We start from the raw sequence: 12,887 nt of genomic DNA on the forward strand, positions 1-12,887 counted from the left end.
TTTATACCTAAACTGAGCAAAGATGCACTGTTGCCAGCACACTGATATGGCCAAGATTCTGAGTCACCGTCACTATTTCAGTAAATATCGGTCTGGTTGCTAAGTATCGTATTATTATTTGTGATAGTGACAGTTCCAAAAGAGGGACTTTTCAGACAAAAATCGTTGGTTAAATTTGACCATCACTACGCCCTAAGGTAACTTTCGTGCATATTTACCAAGATAAAAAGATTATGGCGAGCAAGAAACCTGAAAATATGTCCTTCGAAGCGACAATCGAAGAACTTGATAGCTTAGTGGAACAGCTAGAAAATGGCGATTTAGCCTTAGATGATGCGCTAAAAAAATTCGAGCGCGGAATATCCCTTGCTCGTGCTGGACAAAGTAAGTTAAGTGAAGCGGAGCAGCGAGTCAGTATTTTGCTCAGTGCGAGCGATGACGCGCCACTCTCTGACTTTACTGAACTACCTGAGTAATAGGCACGTATTACTGATACATACTTATTACTGACTCATATTTATCGATCTCATCGCTCGCTATGTGACATGAACCTGTCAATTAAGTCACAGGGAGACGGTCGATCGTAACCTAGTAGATACCACAACTTAGTAGAAAGAGTGCCCTATGATTGAGGCTCTGAGCTCCTATCAGCAAAGAAATATTGACCAATTAAACCTTTGGTTAGGCCGTTTACCGCACCAAAAACAACCGTTGATTGACGCGATGCGCTACGGTTTGTTACTTGGCGGCAAAAGAGCTCGACCTTATTTGGTGTATATCACAGGGCAAATGCTTGGTTGTACGCCAGATGAACTCGATACCCCAGCCTGCGCAATAGAATGTATTCATGCTTACTCATTGATCCACGATGACCTTCCCGCGATGGACGACGATGAATTACGTCGCGGTAAAGCCACTTGTCACATCGAATTTGACGAAGCCATCGCGATTTTAGCGGGCGATGCCCTGCAAACACTGGCCTTTACTATTTTGGCAGAAGGTCAACTCGCCGAACATGCGCAAGTCAACCGCATTAAGATGGTCCAAATGTTGGCTCAAGCTTCCGGTGCTCAAGGTATGTGTATAGGGCAAGCGTTGGATCTGCAAGCGGAAAATCGTCTGGTTTCAGTGCAGGAATTAGAAGAGATCCATCGCAATAAAACGGGAGCCTTGATGCGTTGTGCAATCCGTTTAGGTGCGCTTGCGGCTGGTGAAAAAGGGCTTGCGGTACTACCACAATTGGATCGCTATGCCGATGCCGTTGGTCTCGCATTCCAAGTTCAAGATGATATTTTGGATATCGTTAGCGATACTGAGACATTAGGTAAACCCCAAGGCTCGGATCAACAACTCAATAAAAGTACCTACCCAGCGCTGCTAGGGTTACAAGGTGCTATTGATAAAGCACAAAGTCTGTTACAGGAAGCTCTTCAAGCCTTGGAAGCAATACCCTACAATACAGAATCACTCGAAGAGTTCGCCCGATACGTCGTCGAGCGCAAGAACTAAACTATAAGCGCGCAAAATTATGACTCTTGATATTTCAAAATACCCAACACTGGCTTTAGCAAATACACCCGATGAACTGCGCAGTCTGCCGAAAGAGGTTCTGCCAACGTTGTGTGATGAATTAAGAAACTACCTTCTTAATTCCGTCAGTCAGTCGAGTGGCCACCTTGCGTCAGGCTTAGGCACGGTTGAATTAACGGTTGCCCTACACTACGTCTATAACACCCCTTTCGATCAGCTGATTTGGGATGTAGGCCACCAAGCTTACCCGCACAAAATATTAACTGGTCGCCGCGAGAAAATGTCGACCATTCGTCAAAAAGACGGTCTTCATCCTTTTCCTTGGCGTGAAGAAAGTGAATATGACACGCTCTCTGTCGGCCACTCGTCCACCTCAATCAGTGCCGCCTTAGGGATGGCGATCAGTGCAGGTAAAGAAGGGAAAAATCGCAAAGTGGTGGGCGTGATTGGTGATGGTGCTATCACCGCAGGCATGGCCTTTGAAGCAATGAACCATGCTGGCGACGTTCATCCGGATATGTTAGTCGTGCTCAACGACAACGAAATGTCGATCTCTGAAAACGTGGGCGCACTGAATAACCATTTAGCGCAACTGCTTTCCGGTAGCCTTTATACCTCGATCCGTGAAGGGGGCAAAAAAGTGCTCTCTGGCATACCGCCTATCAAAGAGCTGGTACGCCGCACAGAAGAGCACTTGAAAGGCATGGTCGTACCCGGCACCTTGTTTGAAGAGCTTGGATTTAACTATATCGGCCCAGTAGATGGCCATGATGTGATTGAACTTATCAAGACATTACGCAACATGCGCGAGCTCAAAGGCCCGCAGTTTTTGCACATCATGACCAAAAAAGGCAAAGGTTATGAGCCCGCCGAAAAAGATCCGATTGGTTACCATGGCGTTCCTAAATTTGACCCGAGCCACACTAGCCTGCCAAAAAGCAGCAATGCTAAACCTACTTTTTCTAAAATCTTTGGCGATTTTTTATGCGATATGGCCGCGCAAGATCCAAAATTAATGGCGATTACACCCGCGATGCGCGAAGGCTCTGGCATGGTTCGCTTTTCAAAAGAGTTCCCACAACAATATTTTGATGTGGCGATTGCTGAGCAACATGCCGTCACCCTTGCGACAGGTATGGCGATTGCGGGAGATCATCCGATAGTGGCGATCTACTCAACCTTTTTACAACGGGGTTATGATCAACTGATCCACGATGTTGCCATCATGAATTTACCGGTTATGTTTGCCATTGACCGTGCAGGGTTAGTCGGAGCTGATGGCCAAACTCACCAAGGTGCGTTTGATTTAAGCTTCATGCGCTGCATTCCCAACATGGTGATCATGGCACCCGCCGATGAAAATGAGTGCCGACAAATGCTCTATACCGGCCATAAACACACAGGGCCAAGCGCCGTGCGTTATCCTCGTGGCAATGGCATGGGAGTCGAAATTCAAACCCAATTTAGTGCGTTAGAGATTGGCAAAGGACGCACTATGCGCCAATGTGACACGGCTATCGCGAATGAAAAAATCGCGATCCTCAACTTTGGCACTTTCCTACCAAACGCGCTTGAAGCAGCCGATAAGCTAAATGCAACAGTGGCTGACATGCGATTTGTTAAGCCCCTTGATGAAACACTCATTCGCCAACTGGCTGCGCAACATGATGTGCTAGTGACCTTGGAAGAGAATGCGATTGCAGGTGGTGCGGGTGCCGGCGTCATTGAACTGATGATGAAAGAGAAAATCCTAAAACCGGTACTCAATCTAGGTTTGCCTGATCAATTCATCGCTCAAGGCACACAAGAAGAGCTGCATGCAGAATTAGGTTTAGATGCCAAAGGAATCGAGCGTTCCATTCAAGAATATTTAGCAAAGTAGCGAGCGTTTTATAAGCTGTCGGTTTTATGAACTGAAGGTTTTTATGAACCGAATAGCTCGATAAGCTACACCACTTTCAGTTACATCCCAATACTCAAAACCCTCGCATCGCGAGGGTTTTGTTTTTATATCGGCTGGCTCCACTCAAACTGAGTAAACAGCCTTTGCCATACCTCATCAAAACCAGCTTTAAGCACTAATGCTTGGCCAGTAAACGGATGAGTAAAACGTAATTCAGAGGCATGGAGCATCAGACGCTGCGCGTCATAATGATCGCGAAATAGGCGGTTGTGCTTGCCATCACCATGAGTGGTATCACCAATAATCGGATGACTCAAATGGTGCATATGACGACGCAACTGATGTTTACGGCCCGTTTGCGGTTTCATTTCCACCAAACAGTAGCGGCTGGTTGGGAAACGCCCGGTTGAATACGGCACTTCTACTGTCGCTAATGGTTGATAAGCGGTGATCGCTTCTTGGGCTTCTTTATCTTGTTTGGCAAACTTATCGGCAATTTTATCTAGCTCGATTTTGAGTGGGTAATCAAGCACATCCCCTTGTTCAATCCAACCACGCACAATCGCATGGTACGTTTTTTCCATTTGATGGTTGGCAAACATCGGCATCATTTGCGCCGCCACTTCACTGGAGAGCGCAAACACGAGCACGCCAGAAGTTGGCCTATCTAATCGATGTAGGGGAAACACATGCTGGCCAATTTGATCGCGCAGCGTTTGCATCACAAATTGCGTTTCGTGTTTATCTAGCCATGAGCGATGCACCAGCATTCCTGCGGGTTTATTCACGGCGACCAAATCATCGTCCTGATACAGAATCTCTAACATGGTTGGCTTACCTCATCAATCAAACGTAGCAGCGCAATCACCTCAGCCAATTCCGCTTGATGTTGCCATGCCTCTTCAAAATAGGGAGTGAGCGAAAACCCTTGAGGAAGCTCTGCTTGCTGCTCAATTGCCAATAACATTTTGGGGATGAAAATCCACTGCAGCCACTGCTCCGGAGTGAGGGTATCGATGGAGAAAGGCTCTGTGCTCATCAATGCGCTTTCGCTTGGCGGCTGAGATTGCCAGCACTGAGAATTGCGTAACTGAGTTTCTAGTTGCTTCAACAGGTGGGTCAGTTCTGTGCTTACTGTCATTATTCACCAAGTTAATTTGCTAAGTGACCTTGAAAATGGGCTATAGAGTACCATTTATTGTTCAAAGAGAGTTATTGATCAAAAATAGTTATTCAAGAACACAAGTTAAGGCCACTTTATCCATGGATACCATTCATACGCTTAGCCAATTGCTCACCAATAGTGGTAGCCAATATCGGATCTTTGATTTAGGAAGACGCATCTGCCCGATTGAAAATACACACTTTTCTCAAGTAGAAAAAGGTCAACAACCGTATCCCTATCCATTGCAGCGTCATGCTCATCTTGCCATCGCGTATTGGAACCAAGCCCAACAACCTTGGATCTGGTTTCTTAAATTCTCTTTGGATGAACGCGGCCTACTCAAACAAGCTGAGATAGGTAACTTCATCAAGTTTGTACTTGAAGCGATGGGGTCACGTTTGCATCAAGACCTCAGCGATGAGCAGCAGCAAAAGCTTGCCAATAACCCTTATACCTTTAAACCGAGCGACGACAAAATGGCAGTATTCCACAGCCAAATACGCGCCCAGTTGAACCTACCATCAAGCCAATATTATGAGCATGCGCAACACTATTTTAGTGGGGATTTAGGCTGGGAAAACTGGCAGACGGTCGGCTTACAAGGCATTACTGATATTTGTGCTCGTTTAAGCAAAGAACAAAATAGCGCGTTACTAAGGAAAGCATTAAACCACCTCCCCGCTCAGCCTTTGTATGCCCTGCTGGGGGCGCTCGAACATAGTGCACCGTTGAATGATAAGTTGGCGCTGCGTTTGCAAGAGATGGCAATGTTGCACATCGAAAGCCACGAACCTGATCTGTTCTTACTCTCTGCCTTAATACGAGCCTTATCAGGTGCGAATAATGCACTCACCGCGACCTTGGTTGAACGTATTCTGCAAAGCCCACGCTTGAGCCATCAAGAGATATTAATTGCCATTGCAGGGCGCTCGTGGCATGTATTGTCTAACCCATTGCTTGCCGAAACGTTTTTATTACGCTTGGCGCAAACAGGCAATCAAGCCCTCTTTAACCAGCTCTTTGCTGATTTAGTGATGCTGCCAGAACTGCGAATGGTACTGCTGCCACTGCTGCATTCTAGCCCTTCGTTCGAATTAGCCGATGCCTTAATTCGCTTACAGCAAGCGACCAAAACTCAATAACTGGAATGTTTATGCTAGGCGATCTATTGGCTATTTTATTACTCAGCTTGGGCTGCTTTCTTTTCTGGCAACAGCGTCGCCAAGCTGAATTGGCAAAAGCGGCGATCAGTCGAAAATGCGAACAACTCGACTTACAGCTGATCAGCGTTGCTTTTGGACGCCACAAATTCAAAACGCCAGAAGGACTCTGGCGTTGGCATACTGTTTATTGGTTTGAGTTTTCTGCACTAGGTGACGACTGCTACCAAGGTGAATTACAAATGATAGGCTTTAGGCCATCTGCTTTTCATTTGCCGCCTCATCGTATGTAAACTCAAATTCCCAATAAGGGCCAAAAACATCTTCTTTCTCACCCAACAGCTCAAAGCCGAGTTTTTTGAGTACCGCAATAGAGGCATGGTGGCCAATATTAGCAGTGGCTGTAATTTTTTGTCGTTGCAATTGGTAGGCCGCTTTAGGTAAAAAAGCCTTCAATGCCTCAGTTGCAATGCCTTTGCCCCAATACAATTTATCAAACAGAAAACCGAGTTCTGCTCGCTCTTCGTCAAGTTCAATGAACAAATGCCCCATGTATTCGCGGTTATAATTATCTAACACCGCCATTGCGTACAAATGAGGATCATGAAGCACTCGTTGAAAAAGCTGTTTTGCTGAAGCGACCGTTTTAGGGCCATTCATCTGTGCCCGATTTTTGGCGCAACAATTGAGCATCAAAAAATCAGACTCTAATGAATCGGTGTAAGGGAGAAGAAGCGTTCTTCTTGTTACGGTTGTCACGTACAATCCTTGTTAGCCGCAAAATAATACCGAAAGACTCAACTAGGCTCAGGGCAATACGCCTTAGCCCAGATAAAATCTGGTACTCTATTTTTGCAAAGAAGCCGAAAATTAAACCAACCGAACGATGAGGTAATTGATCTAGATTGTTTTTTTGTTGTTATTATTTTGCTGCACTTATCATATGAACTTTTTTTGAAGCAACAACACGCTAAAGCCAGAATGCAAGTAATAAGAAAAGCCTCAACACACATGTGTCGAGGCTTAAAGTCTTACTCGCAGCAGTCCAGCTACTAAATTGTGTGCTCCATGCATCATCCATAATAGTGGCCAATTCTTCGGCTCATCCTGCATCGCCATCCTAGCGGTGTCCAAACTTTCCATGGTACTAACACTCCGGTCAATACTCATCACTTGTTCCTTGAGCGGTGTCCATAACATCATCCTGATGTTGTCCTGCCTTATCCACAAGGTGTCCATCGCCAATCCATGCAGCTCGCATCCTGCCAACTGTTGTATCCTTACGCTGTCCTAGCATCCTGCGTGGTTATTCTTCGTGAACAACCTTGTCTTCTTCCTGAAGAGACCAAGCCTTGGTGCTTTGTAATTCCTTGTCAGAATCCTTCCGACAGGGTTCAATTTACTCGTTTGGCTTTAAGAAACAATCACCTAAAAATATCATTTTAAAAAAAACAACCTAAAGAAATAGATATATTAATTAAAAACAAATAGTTATAAAAAAATCACTACCAAACACTGCGTTAAACACTGTGATTTCTTACAAACAATGTGCGAGATCTCTTACATCACTTCGCCACTTTTGCTCTTGGTAAATAAAAGGTAAGATCACAGCAACTCACAAAAAGGACAACCTATGCTCACAAAAGATGTCACTCAAGAACTAGAAAGCATCTTGACTCTCTTACAACAACAAGGAAAGGAACCGAGTGTGGCCTTAGTAAAGTCACGTCTTAGCACCTCAGTGCCAATGCCAGCCTTGATTGCAACCATCAAAAGTTGGAAAAATGCACACCGAGTTCCCAAAGTAGAAGTGAGCGTTAGTACGGAAAATAGCGCGAGCAAGGTAGCCGAACTTGAAACGCAACTAGCCGCTTTGTCAGCCCGAGTAGCAGCCCTAGAGGCACAACTAACCGAGAAGTAATTGAATGATGAAAATTTGGGTGGACGCCGATGCATGTCCGAAAGTAATTCGTGAAACCATTGTCCGCGCAGCCGAAAGGACGGGCGTTGAATGTACTTTTGTGGCCAATCATGTCGTTCCGATTCCGCAACGATCTAACATTCGTTCACTGCAAGTCCCCAGTGGTTTTGATGTTGCCGATAACGAAATCGTCAAACGGGTAGAAGTGGGCGATTTGGTAATTACTTCCGATATTCCACTGGCCGATGAAGTGATAACCAAAGGTGGCTTGGCGCTCAATTCTCGTGGTGAGCTGTATACCAAAGAGACCATCAAGGCGCGCCTCAATATTCGAGATTTTATGGATACGATGCGATCAAGCGGTATCCAAACTGGCGGACCAAGTGCGCTTTCTCAAACAGAACGGCGCGAATTTGCCAACCATTTGGATCGCATTTTGGCTAAAGCGAACAAATAACCACGTTTTGACGGTTGGACAATCACTAGCCTGTCCAACCGTTTCTCTTCATTAGCGCTGAACCGCCTTAAATCTTGGATTGGTTTTACAAATTACATATAAACGACCGCGTCTTTTGACGATTTGACAATCTGGATGACGTGATTTTGCGCTTTTTAATGAACTTAATACTTTCATAGTTTACTCCTTACCAAACTGAGCAAAGCGACGATTGAAATTCGCCACTCGTCCTTCTTTTTGAACAACTCGCTGCTTACCGGTGTAATACGGATGCGATTCAGACGACACATCTAAGGTGAAATAAGGATAGGTGTTACCATCTTCCCACTCGATCGTCCGATCAGTTTTTAGCGTTGAACCCACAATAAAATACTTATCCACACTGGTGTCGTGGAAAACCACTTTTTGGTATGGCGGATGAATTCCGTCTTTCATCAATTTCCCCTTGCTTAAATTGTTATGTTATAACATGCCAATTAATAATCATTACCAAGAAGAAAAGCAAGCTTAAATGTGATATTTTTCTAAACCAACGTGAAAAAAGACGGATACGGATATGCACACCATTGCTCCGATTGGCATTATTGAAACGCCTTATAAAGAAAAATTTGCCGTTCCTCGCCAACCTCGCTTAGTGGCGAGCGCAAGCGCGAGAGTCAAGCTCATCGGTCACGCTAATTGCTTAGAGTCGGTACGAGGTATCGAACAATTTAGCCATGTCTGGTTACTTTTTCTGTTTGACCAAAACCTCGATGCAGGTTGGAAACCGACGGTGCGCCCACCGCGCTTAGGCGGAAATGAACGGATCGGCGTATTTGCTTCACGGGCCACGTTTCGACCTAACGGCATCGGTATGTCTGCCGTTGAATTGAAAGGCGTCACTCAACAAGGTGATCAGGTTTATTTGGAACTAGGCAGCGTAGATTTAGTCGATAATACACCGATCATTGACATCAAACCCTATATTCCCTATTCCGATTCGATAGCCACAGCCAGCGGTGGCTATGCCGAGAGCGAGCCCGACAAGATCGCAGTAACCTTTAGCCAAGCGGCGTTAACAGCACTGAATGCGCGTGCAGATCACGACATGGTTAAAGCCGTCATTGAGCAAGTGCTGGCTCAAGACCCTCGCCCAGCCTATAAGAAACACAAAATCGATCATAAAGAATATGCGGTAAATCTGTTCGATCTGAACGTAAAATTCACTATCGCAAACAACTTAGTCTCAGTAACCGCAATAGAACGCTTTTGACAAAGCCGATTGGCTGATATTATTAGCGGCTTAATTCTAGCCTCTCATTGGAGAGCGCTTTTAACCATCATGAAACGGATACCATAGAATGCGTACCAGTAAATATCTTCTTTCTACTTTGAAGGAGACTCCAAACGACGCAGAAGTCGTGAGCCATCAGCTCATGTTACGTGCAGGTATGATCCGTAAGCTGGCTTCAGGTCTTTATACCTGGCTGCCTACTGGTCTACGTGTGCTGCGTAAAGTCGAAAACATCGTTCGTCAAGAGATCGACAATGCCGGTGCAATCGAAACCTTGATGCCCGTTGTGCAACCGTTTGAACTGTGGGAAGAGACAGGCCGCTCTGAGAAAATGGGCCCTGAGCTACTTCGCTTTACTGACCGCCATACTCGTCCGTTTGTGCTTAGTCCAACTGCTGAAGAAGTAATCACCAGCTTGGTACGCAACGAAGTCAGCTCTTACAAGCAATTGCCGCTGAACCTGTACCAGATTCAAACCAAATTCCGTGATGAGAGACGTCCTCGTTTTGGTGTGATGCGTGCTCGTGAATTCTGCATGATGGATGCCTATAGCTTTGATATTGATAAAGCAGGCTTAGAGAAATCTTACCAAGCGATGCACGAAGCTTACTGTAAAGCCTTCGATCGCATGGGGCTTGATTACCGCCCAGTATTAGCCGACACCGGCGCTATCGGTGGTAACGGCTCTCATGAGTTCCATGTATTGGCTGAAAGTGGTGAAGACATCATCGCCTTCTCAACTGAATCGGATTACGCCGCCAACATCGAAAAAGCAGAAGCCATTGCGCCAGCCGTTGAGCGCGCCGCGCCAACTCAAGAGATGACGCAGGTTGATACGCCAAACGCCAAAACCATCGCTGAATTGGTTGAGCAGCATGGCCTACCGATTGAGAAAACAGTTAAAACACTGTTTGTAAAAGCATCTGATGAGATCGATGCCTCTATCGTGGCACTGATTATCCGTGGTGATCATGAACTCAATGAAATCAAAGCCGAGAAACTCGCTGAAGTTGCCGCTCCGCTAGAAATGGCTAGCGAAGAAGAGATTCGCGCACTGATTGGCGCAGGCCCTGGCTCTCTTGGCCCTGTTGGTCTTGAATTGCCGTTTATCGTTGATCACAGCGTAGCCGTCATGAGCGATTTTGGCGCAGGAGCCAACATCGATGGCAAACACTACTTTGGCATCAACTGGGGCCGTGACGTTGAGCTAGCGAAAGTGGAAGATCTCCGTAACGTCGTTGAAGGCGACCCAAGCCCATGTGGCAAAGGGACACTAATGCTCAAACGCGGTATCGAAGTGGGTCATATTTTCCAATTGGGTACTAACTACTCTGAGAAAATGAACTGTGGCGTTCTTGATTCCAATGGTAAAAACACCATTTTAGAGATGGGTTGTTACGGCATTGGTGTATCACGCGTTGTAGCATCAGCCATCGAACAAAACAACGATAAATACGGCATCATCTGGCCTGACGCGATCGCACCTTTCCAAGTGGCGATTGTCCCTATGAACATGCACAAATCAGAGCGCGTCCAACAAGCTGCTGAAAAACTGTATACGGAACTGACCGCAGCTGGTATTGAAGTGCTATTTGATGATCGTAAAGAGCGCCCGGGCGTAATGTTCTCAGATATGGAACTGATCGGTGTGCCACATACCATCATTATTGGCGATCGCAGTATGGATGAGGGCAACTTCGAATATAAACATCGCCGCAGTGGTGAGAAGTCGGCCGTCGCTATGAATGAAATAGTCTCCTTTATTAATGCTCAAATCGCCTAATAAAGTGTGCTATTGAAAAGGTTGCCTAAATGGCAACCTTTTTTATTTTGTCACCAGCCACACAAGCTTTTTCAAGCATATTAATCTTCGATTCATCTACGGTGATCTATTCTTTAATCCATTATTAATGGAGGTGACCTATGGATCTAAAAAGTTTACTTAACCAAGCATTGAATTCAGACATCGTAAAACAAGGTTCAAGCCAACTCGGCGCTATCACACAAGATTCAAGTAAACTCAAAACCTTAGGAGCTGGTGCACTCGGTGGTGGCCTAATCGGTTTGTTGATGGGCTCGAAGAAAGCAAAAAAAATAGGCACTAAAGTGATAGGGATTGGTGGAGCAGCGGCGCTCGGCGCACTAGCCTATAAAGCGTATAATGACTGGCAAGCAAAACAAACGACCACTCAACCGCAGTCTAGCTTTGACCCTAATGATGCTAGCCACAGCACGCTGATCCTAAAAGCGATGATTGCCGCCGCAAAAGCTGATGGCCATGTGGATGAACAAGAAATGGCGAAAATTGAGCAAGCCATCTCTGAAATGGGCGCAGATAACCAATTGCAGCAACTGGTAAAAAATGAGCTGCATAAACCGCTCGATCCCGCGGCTATTGCACAGTTAGCCACAACTCCCGCACAAGCGAGTGAGCTTTATCTGGCCTCTTTACTTATCGCCGATGAACAAAATTTCATGGAAAAAGCGTATCTGAACGAGCTCGCTAAGCAACTACAGCTAGCCGACGATCTGGTCATGGCGCTAGAGCAGCAAGTGAACGCTTAAAGTTTCATCACATGCAATCAGAGCTTGCGCAAACGCAAGTTCTGATTTTGTCTTTGCCAAGCGTAATGTGTATATTGAGAGCCATTATCATTAGTTAGGATTTAATCTATGCAAGTTTACGGTTGTTGTGAATTAGTGCGCGAGCTTTATGCGCAGATAGGCAGTGGTGATCAAGCTTATATTCCTCAAGCAATCTCCTGCGCCATCAAAACCTTGAATGATGTCGCAGCAGACGAATCGCTGCCAAAAGCGGTTCGAGAGCAAGCAGCCTTTGCGGCAGCTAACTTGCTGATTTCTGATTTCGAGGATAAGTGATGAATTTAGCCAATTTTGCCTCGATGGATCCAATCATGCTGATGAGCATCATCAATATGAAGCTACGTGATGATTTTAATGGCGATCTTGATAAGCTGGCGGATGACTTTGATATCGATCGGGCGGCATTAGAAGCTCGCTTAGCCAGTGCAGGCTTTGAGTTTTTACCGCAAATCGGTCAATTTCGTTAAGGCATAAAAAACCCGCTAATTTAAAGCGGGTTTTCGTTCAAATAACAGTTCTTAAAGCACAGCACTCAGATTTTTTGTACTAAGCTTTTTTCTCTTTTCTTGCCAGAGCCTTACGCTCATTGCGTTTCGCTTGGTTCTCAATAAAGCCACTGAGCTCTTTTTCCGCCCAAGCTTGTGCTTGTGCTTCGCTTTCAAAACCCATTTCGCGCTTTGAAACAACACTTCTGCGAGAGGTCACTTGACGTACGATTTCCGCCGCCCAACCATTGCGCTTTTCAGTCACTTTGATGGTAAATTTTTTACTTTCTGACATTTTCGTTTTCCTAAGGGAATAATAAGGGATTACTCATCAACGTTTGTCGCGCGCCATTATATTATATGGCGGCGGATGTTGAACACCATCCCTT

The 12,887-nt window shown here is 45.6% G+C and carries 18 protein-coding genes; 12 read left to right on the forward strand and 6 right to left on the reverse strand.

Features of this window, described 5'->3' with window-relative positions:
* The first annotated feature begins 233 nt into the window (after positions 1-233).
* The 3 genes from xseB to dxs all read left to right on the forward strand — a co-directional run bounded on the left by xseB (position 234) and on the right by dxs (position 3,412).
* Positions 234-476: an exodeoxyribonuclease VII small subunit gene (xseB, locus tag B9J87_RS01450; RefSeq protein WP_010319093.1), complete on the forward strand. Its 243-nt coding sequence runs from the start codon at positions 234-236 to the stop codon at positions 474-476.
* A 148-nt stretch (positions 477-624) separates the two neighbouring features.
* The gene (gene ispA, locus B9J87_RS01455) at positions 625-1,509 is read left to right on the forward strand and encodes a (2E,6E)-farnesyl diphosphate synthase (RefSeq protein WP_013857402.1); all 885 of its coding nucleotides are present in this window, start codon (positions 625-627) and stop codon (positions 1,507-1,509) included.
* Positions 1,510-1,528: 19 nt separating this feature from the next.
* Entirely contained in the window at positions 1,529-3,412 is a 1,884-nt protein-coding gene (gene dxs, locus B9J87_RS01460) for a 1-deoxy-D-xylulose-5-phosphate synthase (RefSeq protein WP_094149234.1), read from the forward strand.
* A 125-nt stretch (positions 3,413-3,537) separates the two neighbouring features.
* Here the strand turns inward: dxs and truC are convergent, their stop codons facing one another.
* Positions 3,538-4,260 carry a tRNA pseudouridine(65) synthase TruC gene (gene truC / locus B9J87_RS01465; RefSeq protein WP_017045581.1) on the reverse strand — a complete coding sequence of 241 codons (723 nt, stop codon included), beginning with the start codon at positions 4,258-4,260 and terminating at the stop codon, positions 3,538-3,540.
* Positions 4,254-4,574, reverse strand: coding sequence for a YqcC family protein (locus B9J87_RS01470; protein WP_088728693.1), 321 nt, complete (start codon positions 4,572-4,574; stop codon positions 4,254-4,256). Before B9J87_RS01470 ends, truC begins: the two co-directional genes overlap by 7 nt.
* 122 nt (positions 4,575-4,696) lie before the next feature.
* Between B9J87_RS01470 and B9J87_RS01475 the strand changes: the two genes are divergently transcribed.
* On the forward strand, positions 4,697-5,740 hold the full coding sequence (locus B9J87_RS01475) for a DUF3549 family protein (RefSeq protein ID WP_094149237.1): 1,044 nt from the start codon (positions 4,697-4,699) through the stop codon (positions 5,738-5,740).
* An 11-nt stretch (positions 5,741-5,751) separates the two neighbouring features.
* Entirely contained in the window at positions 5,752-6,051 is a 300-nt protein-coding gene (locus tag B9J87_RS01480; protein WP_017045584.1) for a DUF3301 domain-containing protein, read from the forward strand.
* Here B9J87_RS01480 and B9J87_RS01485 read toward each other — a convergent pair.
* Positions 6,011-6,523, reverse strand: a complete 513-nt coding sequence (locus B9J87_RS01485; RefSeq protein WP_013857407.1) for a GNAT family N-acetyltransferase — start codon at positions 6,521-6,523, stop codon at positions 6,011-6,013. The genes B9J87_RS01480 and B9J87_RS01485 overlap by 41 nt on opposite strands.
* An 868-nt stretch (positions 6,524-7,391) precedes the next feature.
* Between B9J87_RS01485 and B9J87_RS01490 the strand changes: the two genes are divergently transcribed.
* Positions 7,392-7,679 (forward strand): hypothetical protein, encoded by a 288-nt coding sequence (locus B9J87_RS01490; RefSeq protein WP_094149235.1) that lies wholly within the window; start codon positions 7,392-7,394, stop codon positions 7,677-7,679.
* 7 nt (positions 7,680-7,686) lie between these two features.
* On the forward strand, positions 7,687-8,136 hold the full coding sequence (locus B9J87_RS01495) for a YaiI/YqxD family protein (RefSeq protein ID WP_026027673.1): 450 nt from the start codon (positions 7,687-7,689) through the stop codon (positions 8,134-8,136).
* A 51-nt stretch (positions 8,137-8,187) separates the two neighbouring features.
* Here the strand turns inward: B9J87_RS01495 and ykgO are convergent, their stop codons facing one another.
* Both ykgO and B9J87_RS01505 read right to left on the reverse strand, forming a co-directional pair.
* Positions 8,188-8,313 carry a type B 50S ribosomal protein L36 gene (gene ykgO, locus B9J87_RS01500; protein ID WP_010319082.1) on the reverse strand — a complete coding sequence of 42 codons (126 nt, stop codon included), beginning with the start codon at positions 8,311-8,313 and terminating at the stop codon, positions 8,188-8,190.
* 3 nt (positions 8,314-8,316) lie between these two features.
* The gene (locus B9J87_RS01505; protein ID WP_010319081.1) at positions 8,317-8,571 is read right to left on the reverse strand and encodes a type B 50S ribosomal protein L31; all 255 of its coding nucleotides are present in this window, start codon (positions 8,569-8,571) and stop codon (positions 8,317-8,319) included.
* 121 nt (positions 8,572-8,692) lie between these two features.
* Here B9J87_RS01505 and tsaA point away from each other — a divergent pair, with 121 nt between their 5' ends.
* From tsaA to B9J87_RS01530, 5 genes are all read left to right on the forward strand, one after another.
* Positions 8,693-9,388 (forward strand): tRNA (N6-threonylcarbamoyladenosine(37)-N6)-methyltransferase TrmO, encoded by a 696-nt coding sequence (gene tsaA, locus B9J87_RS01510; protein WP_094149236.1) that lies wholly within the window; start codon positions 8,693-8,695, stop codon positions 9,386-9,388.
* Between the two features lie 88 nt (positions 9,389-9,476).
* Positions 9,477-11,192 (forward strand): proline--tRNA ligase, encoded by a 1,716-nt coding sequence (locus tag B9J87_RS01515; protein ID WP_017044181.1) that lies wholly within the window; start codon positions 9,477-9,479, stop codon positions 11,190-11,192.
* A gap of 140 nt (positions 11,193-11,332) precedes the next feature.
* A complete protein-coding gene (locus B9J87_RS01520; RefSeq protein WP_013857413.1) occupies positions 11,333-11,974 on the forward strand; it encodes a tellurite resistance TerB family protein in 642 nt (213 codons plus the stop codon).
* A 108-nt stretch (positions 11,975-12,082) separates the two neighbouring features.
* Positions 12,083-12,289 (forward strand): YaeP family protein, encoded by a 207-nt coding sequence (locus tag B9J87_RS01525; RefSeq protein ID WP_010319078.1) that lies wholly within the window; start codon positions 12,083-12,085, stop codon positions 12,287-12,289.
* On the forward strand, positions 12,289-12,480 hold the full coding sequence (locus tag B9J87_RS01530; RefSeq protein ID WP_010319077.1) for a DUF4250 domain-containing protein: 192 nt from the start codon (positions 12,289-12,291) through the stop codon (positions 12,478-12,480). Before B9J87_RS01525 ends, B9J87_RS01530 begins: the two co-directional genes overlap by 1 nt.
* A gap of 79 nt (positions 12,481-12,559) precedes the next feature.
* Here B9J87_RS01530 and B9J87_RS01535 read toward each other — a convergent pair whose 3' ends face one another.
* Positions 12,560-12,793: a DUF3622 domain-containing protein gene (locus B9J87_RS01535; RefSeq protein WP_010319076.1), complete on the reverse strand. Its 234-nt coding sequence runs from the start codon at positions 12,791-12,793 to the stop codon at positions 12,560-12,562.
* Positions 12,794-12,887 lie beyond the last annotated feature (94 nt).

The sequence above is a fragment of the Vibrio sp. V19_P1S1T109 genome (genome assembly GCF_002241375.1).
Classification (GTDB): Bacteria; Pseudomonadota; Gammaproteobacteria; order Enterobacterales; family Vibrionaceae; genus Vibrio; species Vibrio anguillarum.

What these genes read in the sequence shown, in the direction of transcription:
- B9J87_RS01515 (WP_017044181.1), top strand. Translation starts at nt 9,477, where the DNA reads ATGCGTACCAGTAAATATCTTCTTTCTACTTTGAAGGAGACTCCAAAC.
- B9J87_RS01520 (WP_013857413.1), top strand. Translation starts at nt 11,333, where the DNA reads ATGGATCTAAAAAGTTTACTTAACCAAGCATTGAATTCAGACATCGTA.
- B9J87_RS01490 (WP_094149235.1), top strand. Translation starts at nt 7,392, where the DNA reads ATGCTCACAAAAGATGTCACTCAAGAACTAGAAAGCATCTTGACTCTC.
- B9J87_RS01495 (WP_026027673.1), top strand. Translation starts at nt 7,687, where the DNA reads ATGAAAATTTGGGTGGACGCCGATGCATGTCCGAAAGTAATTCGTGAA.
- B9J87_RS01475 (WP_094149237.1), top strand. Translation starts at nt 4,697, where the DNA reads ATGGATACCATTCATACGCTTAGCCAATTGCTCACCAATAGTGGTAGC.
- truC (WP_017045581.1), bottom strand. Translation starts at nt 4,260, where the DNA reads ATGTTAGAGATTCTGTATCAGGACGATGATTTGGTCGCCGTGAATAAA.
- B9J87_RS01470 (WP_088728693.1), bottom strand. Translation starts at nt 4,574, where the DNA reads ATGACAGTAAGCACAGAACTGACCCACCTGTTGAAGCAACTAGAAACT.
- tsaA (WP_094149236.1), top strand. Translation starts at nt 8,693, where the DNA reads ATGCACACCATTGCTCCGATTGGCATTATTGAAACGCCTTATAAAGAA.
- B9J87_RS01530 (WP_010319077.1), top strand. Translation starts at nt 12,289, where the DNA reads ATGAATTTAGCCAATTTTGCCTCGATGGATCCAATCATGCTGATGAGC.
- dxs (WP_094149234.1), top strand. Translation starts at nt 1,529, where the DNA reads ATGACTCTTGATATTTCAAAATACCCAACACTGGCTTTAGCAAATACA.
- ispA (WP_013857402.1), top strand. Translation starts at nt 625, where the DNA reads ATGATTGAGGCTCTGAGCTCCTATCAGCAAAGAAATATTGACCAATTA.
- xseB (WP_010319093.1), top strand. Translation starts at nt 234, where the DNA reads ATGGCGAGCAAGAAACCTGAAAATATGTCCTTCGAAGCGACAATCGAA.
- B9J87_RS01505 (WP_010319081.1), bottom strand. Translation starts at nt 8,571, where the DNA reads ATGAAAGACGGAATTCATCCGCCATACCAAAAAGTGGTTTTCCACGAC.
- ykgO (WP_010319082.1), bottom strand. Translation starts at nt 8,313, where the DNA reads ATGAAAGTATTAAGTTCATTAAAAAGCGCAAAATCACGTCATCCAGAT.
- B9J87_RS01535 (WP_010319076.1), bottom strand. Translation starts at nt 12,793, where the DNA reads ATGTCAGAAAGTAAAAAATTTACCATCAAAGTGACTGAAAAGCGCAAT.
- B9J87_RS01480 (WP_017045584.1), top strand. Translation starts at nt 5,752, where the DNA reads ATGCTAGGCGATCTATTGGCTATTTTATTACTCAGCTTGGGCTGCTTT.
- B9J87_RS01525 (WP_010319078.1), top strand. Translation starts at nt 12,083, where the DNA reads ATGCAAGTTTACGGTTGTTGTGAATTAGTGCGCGAGCTTTATGCGCAG.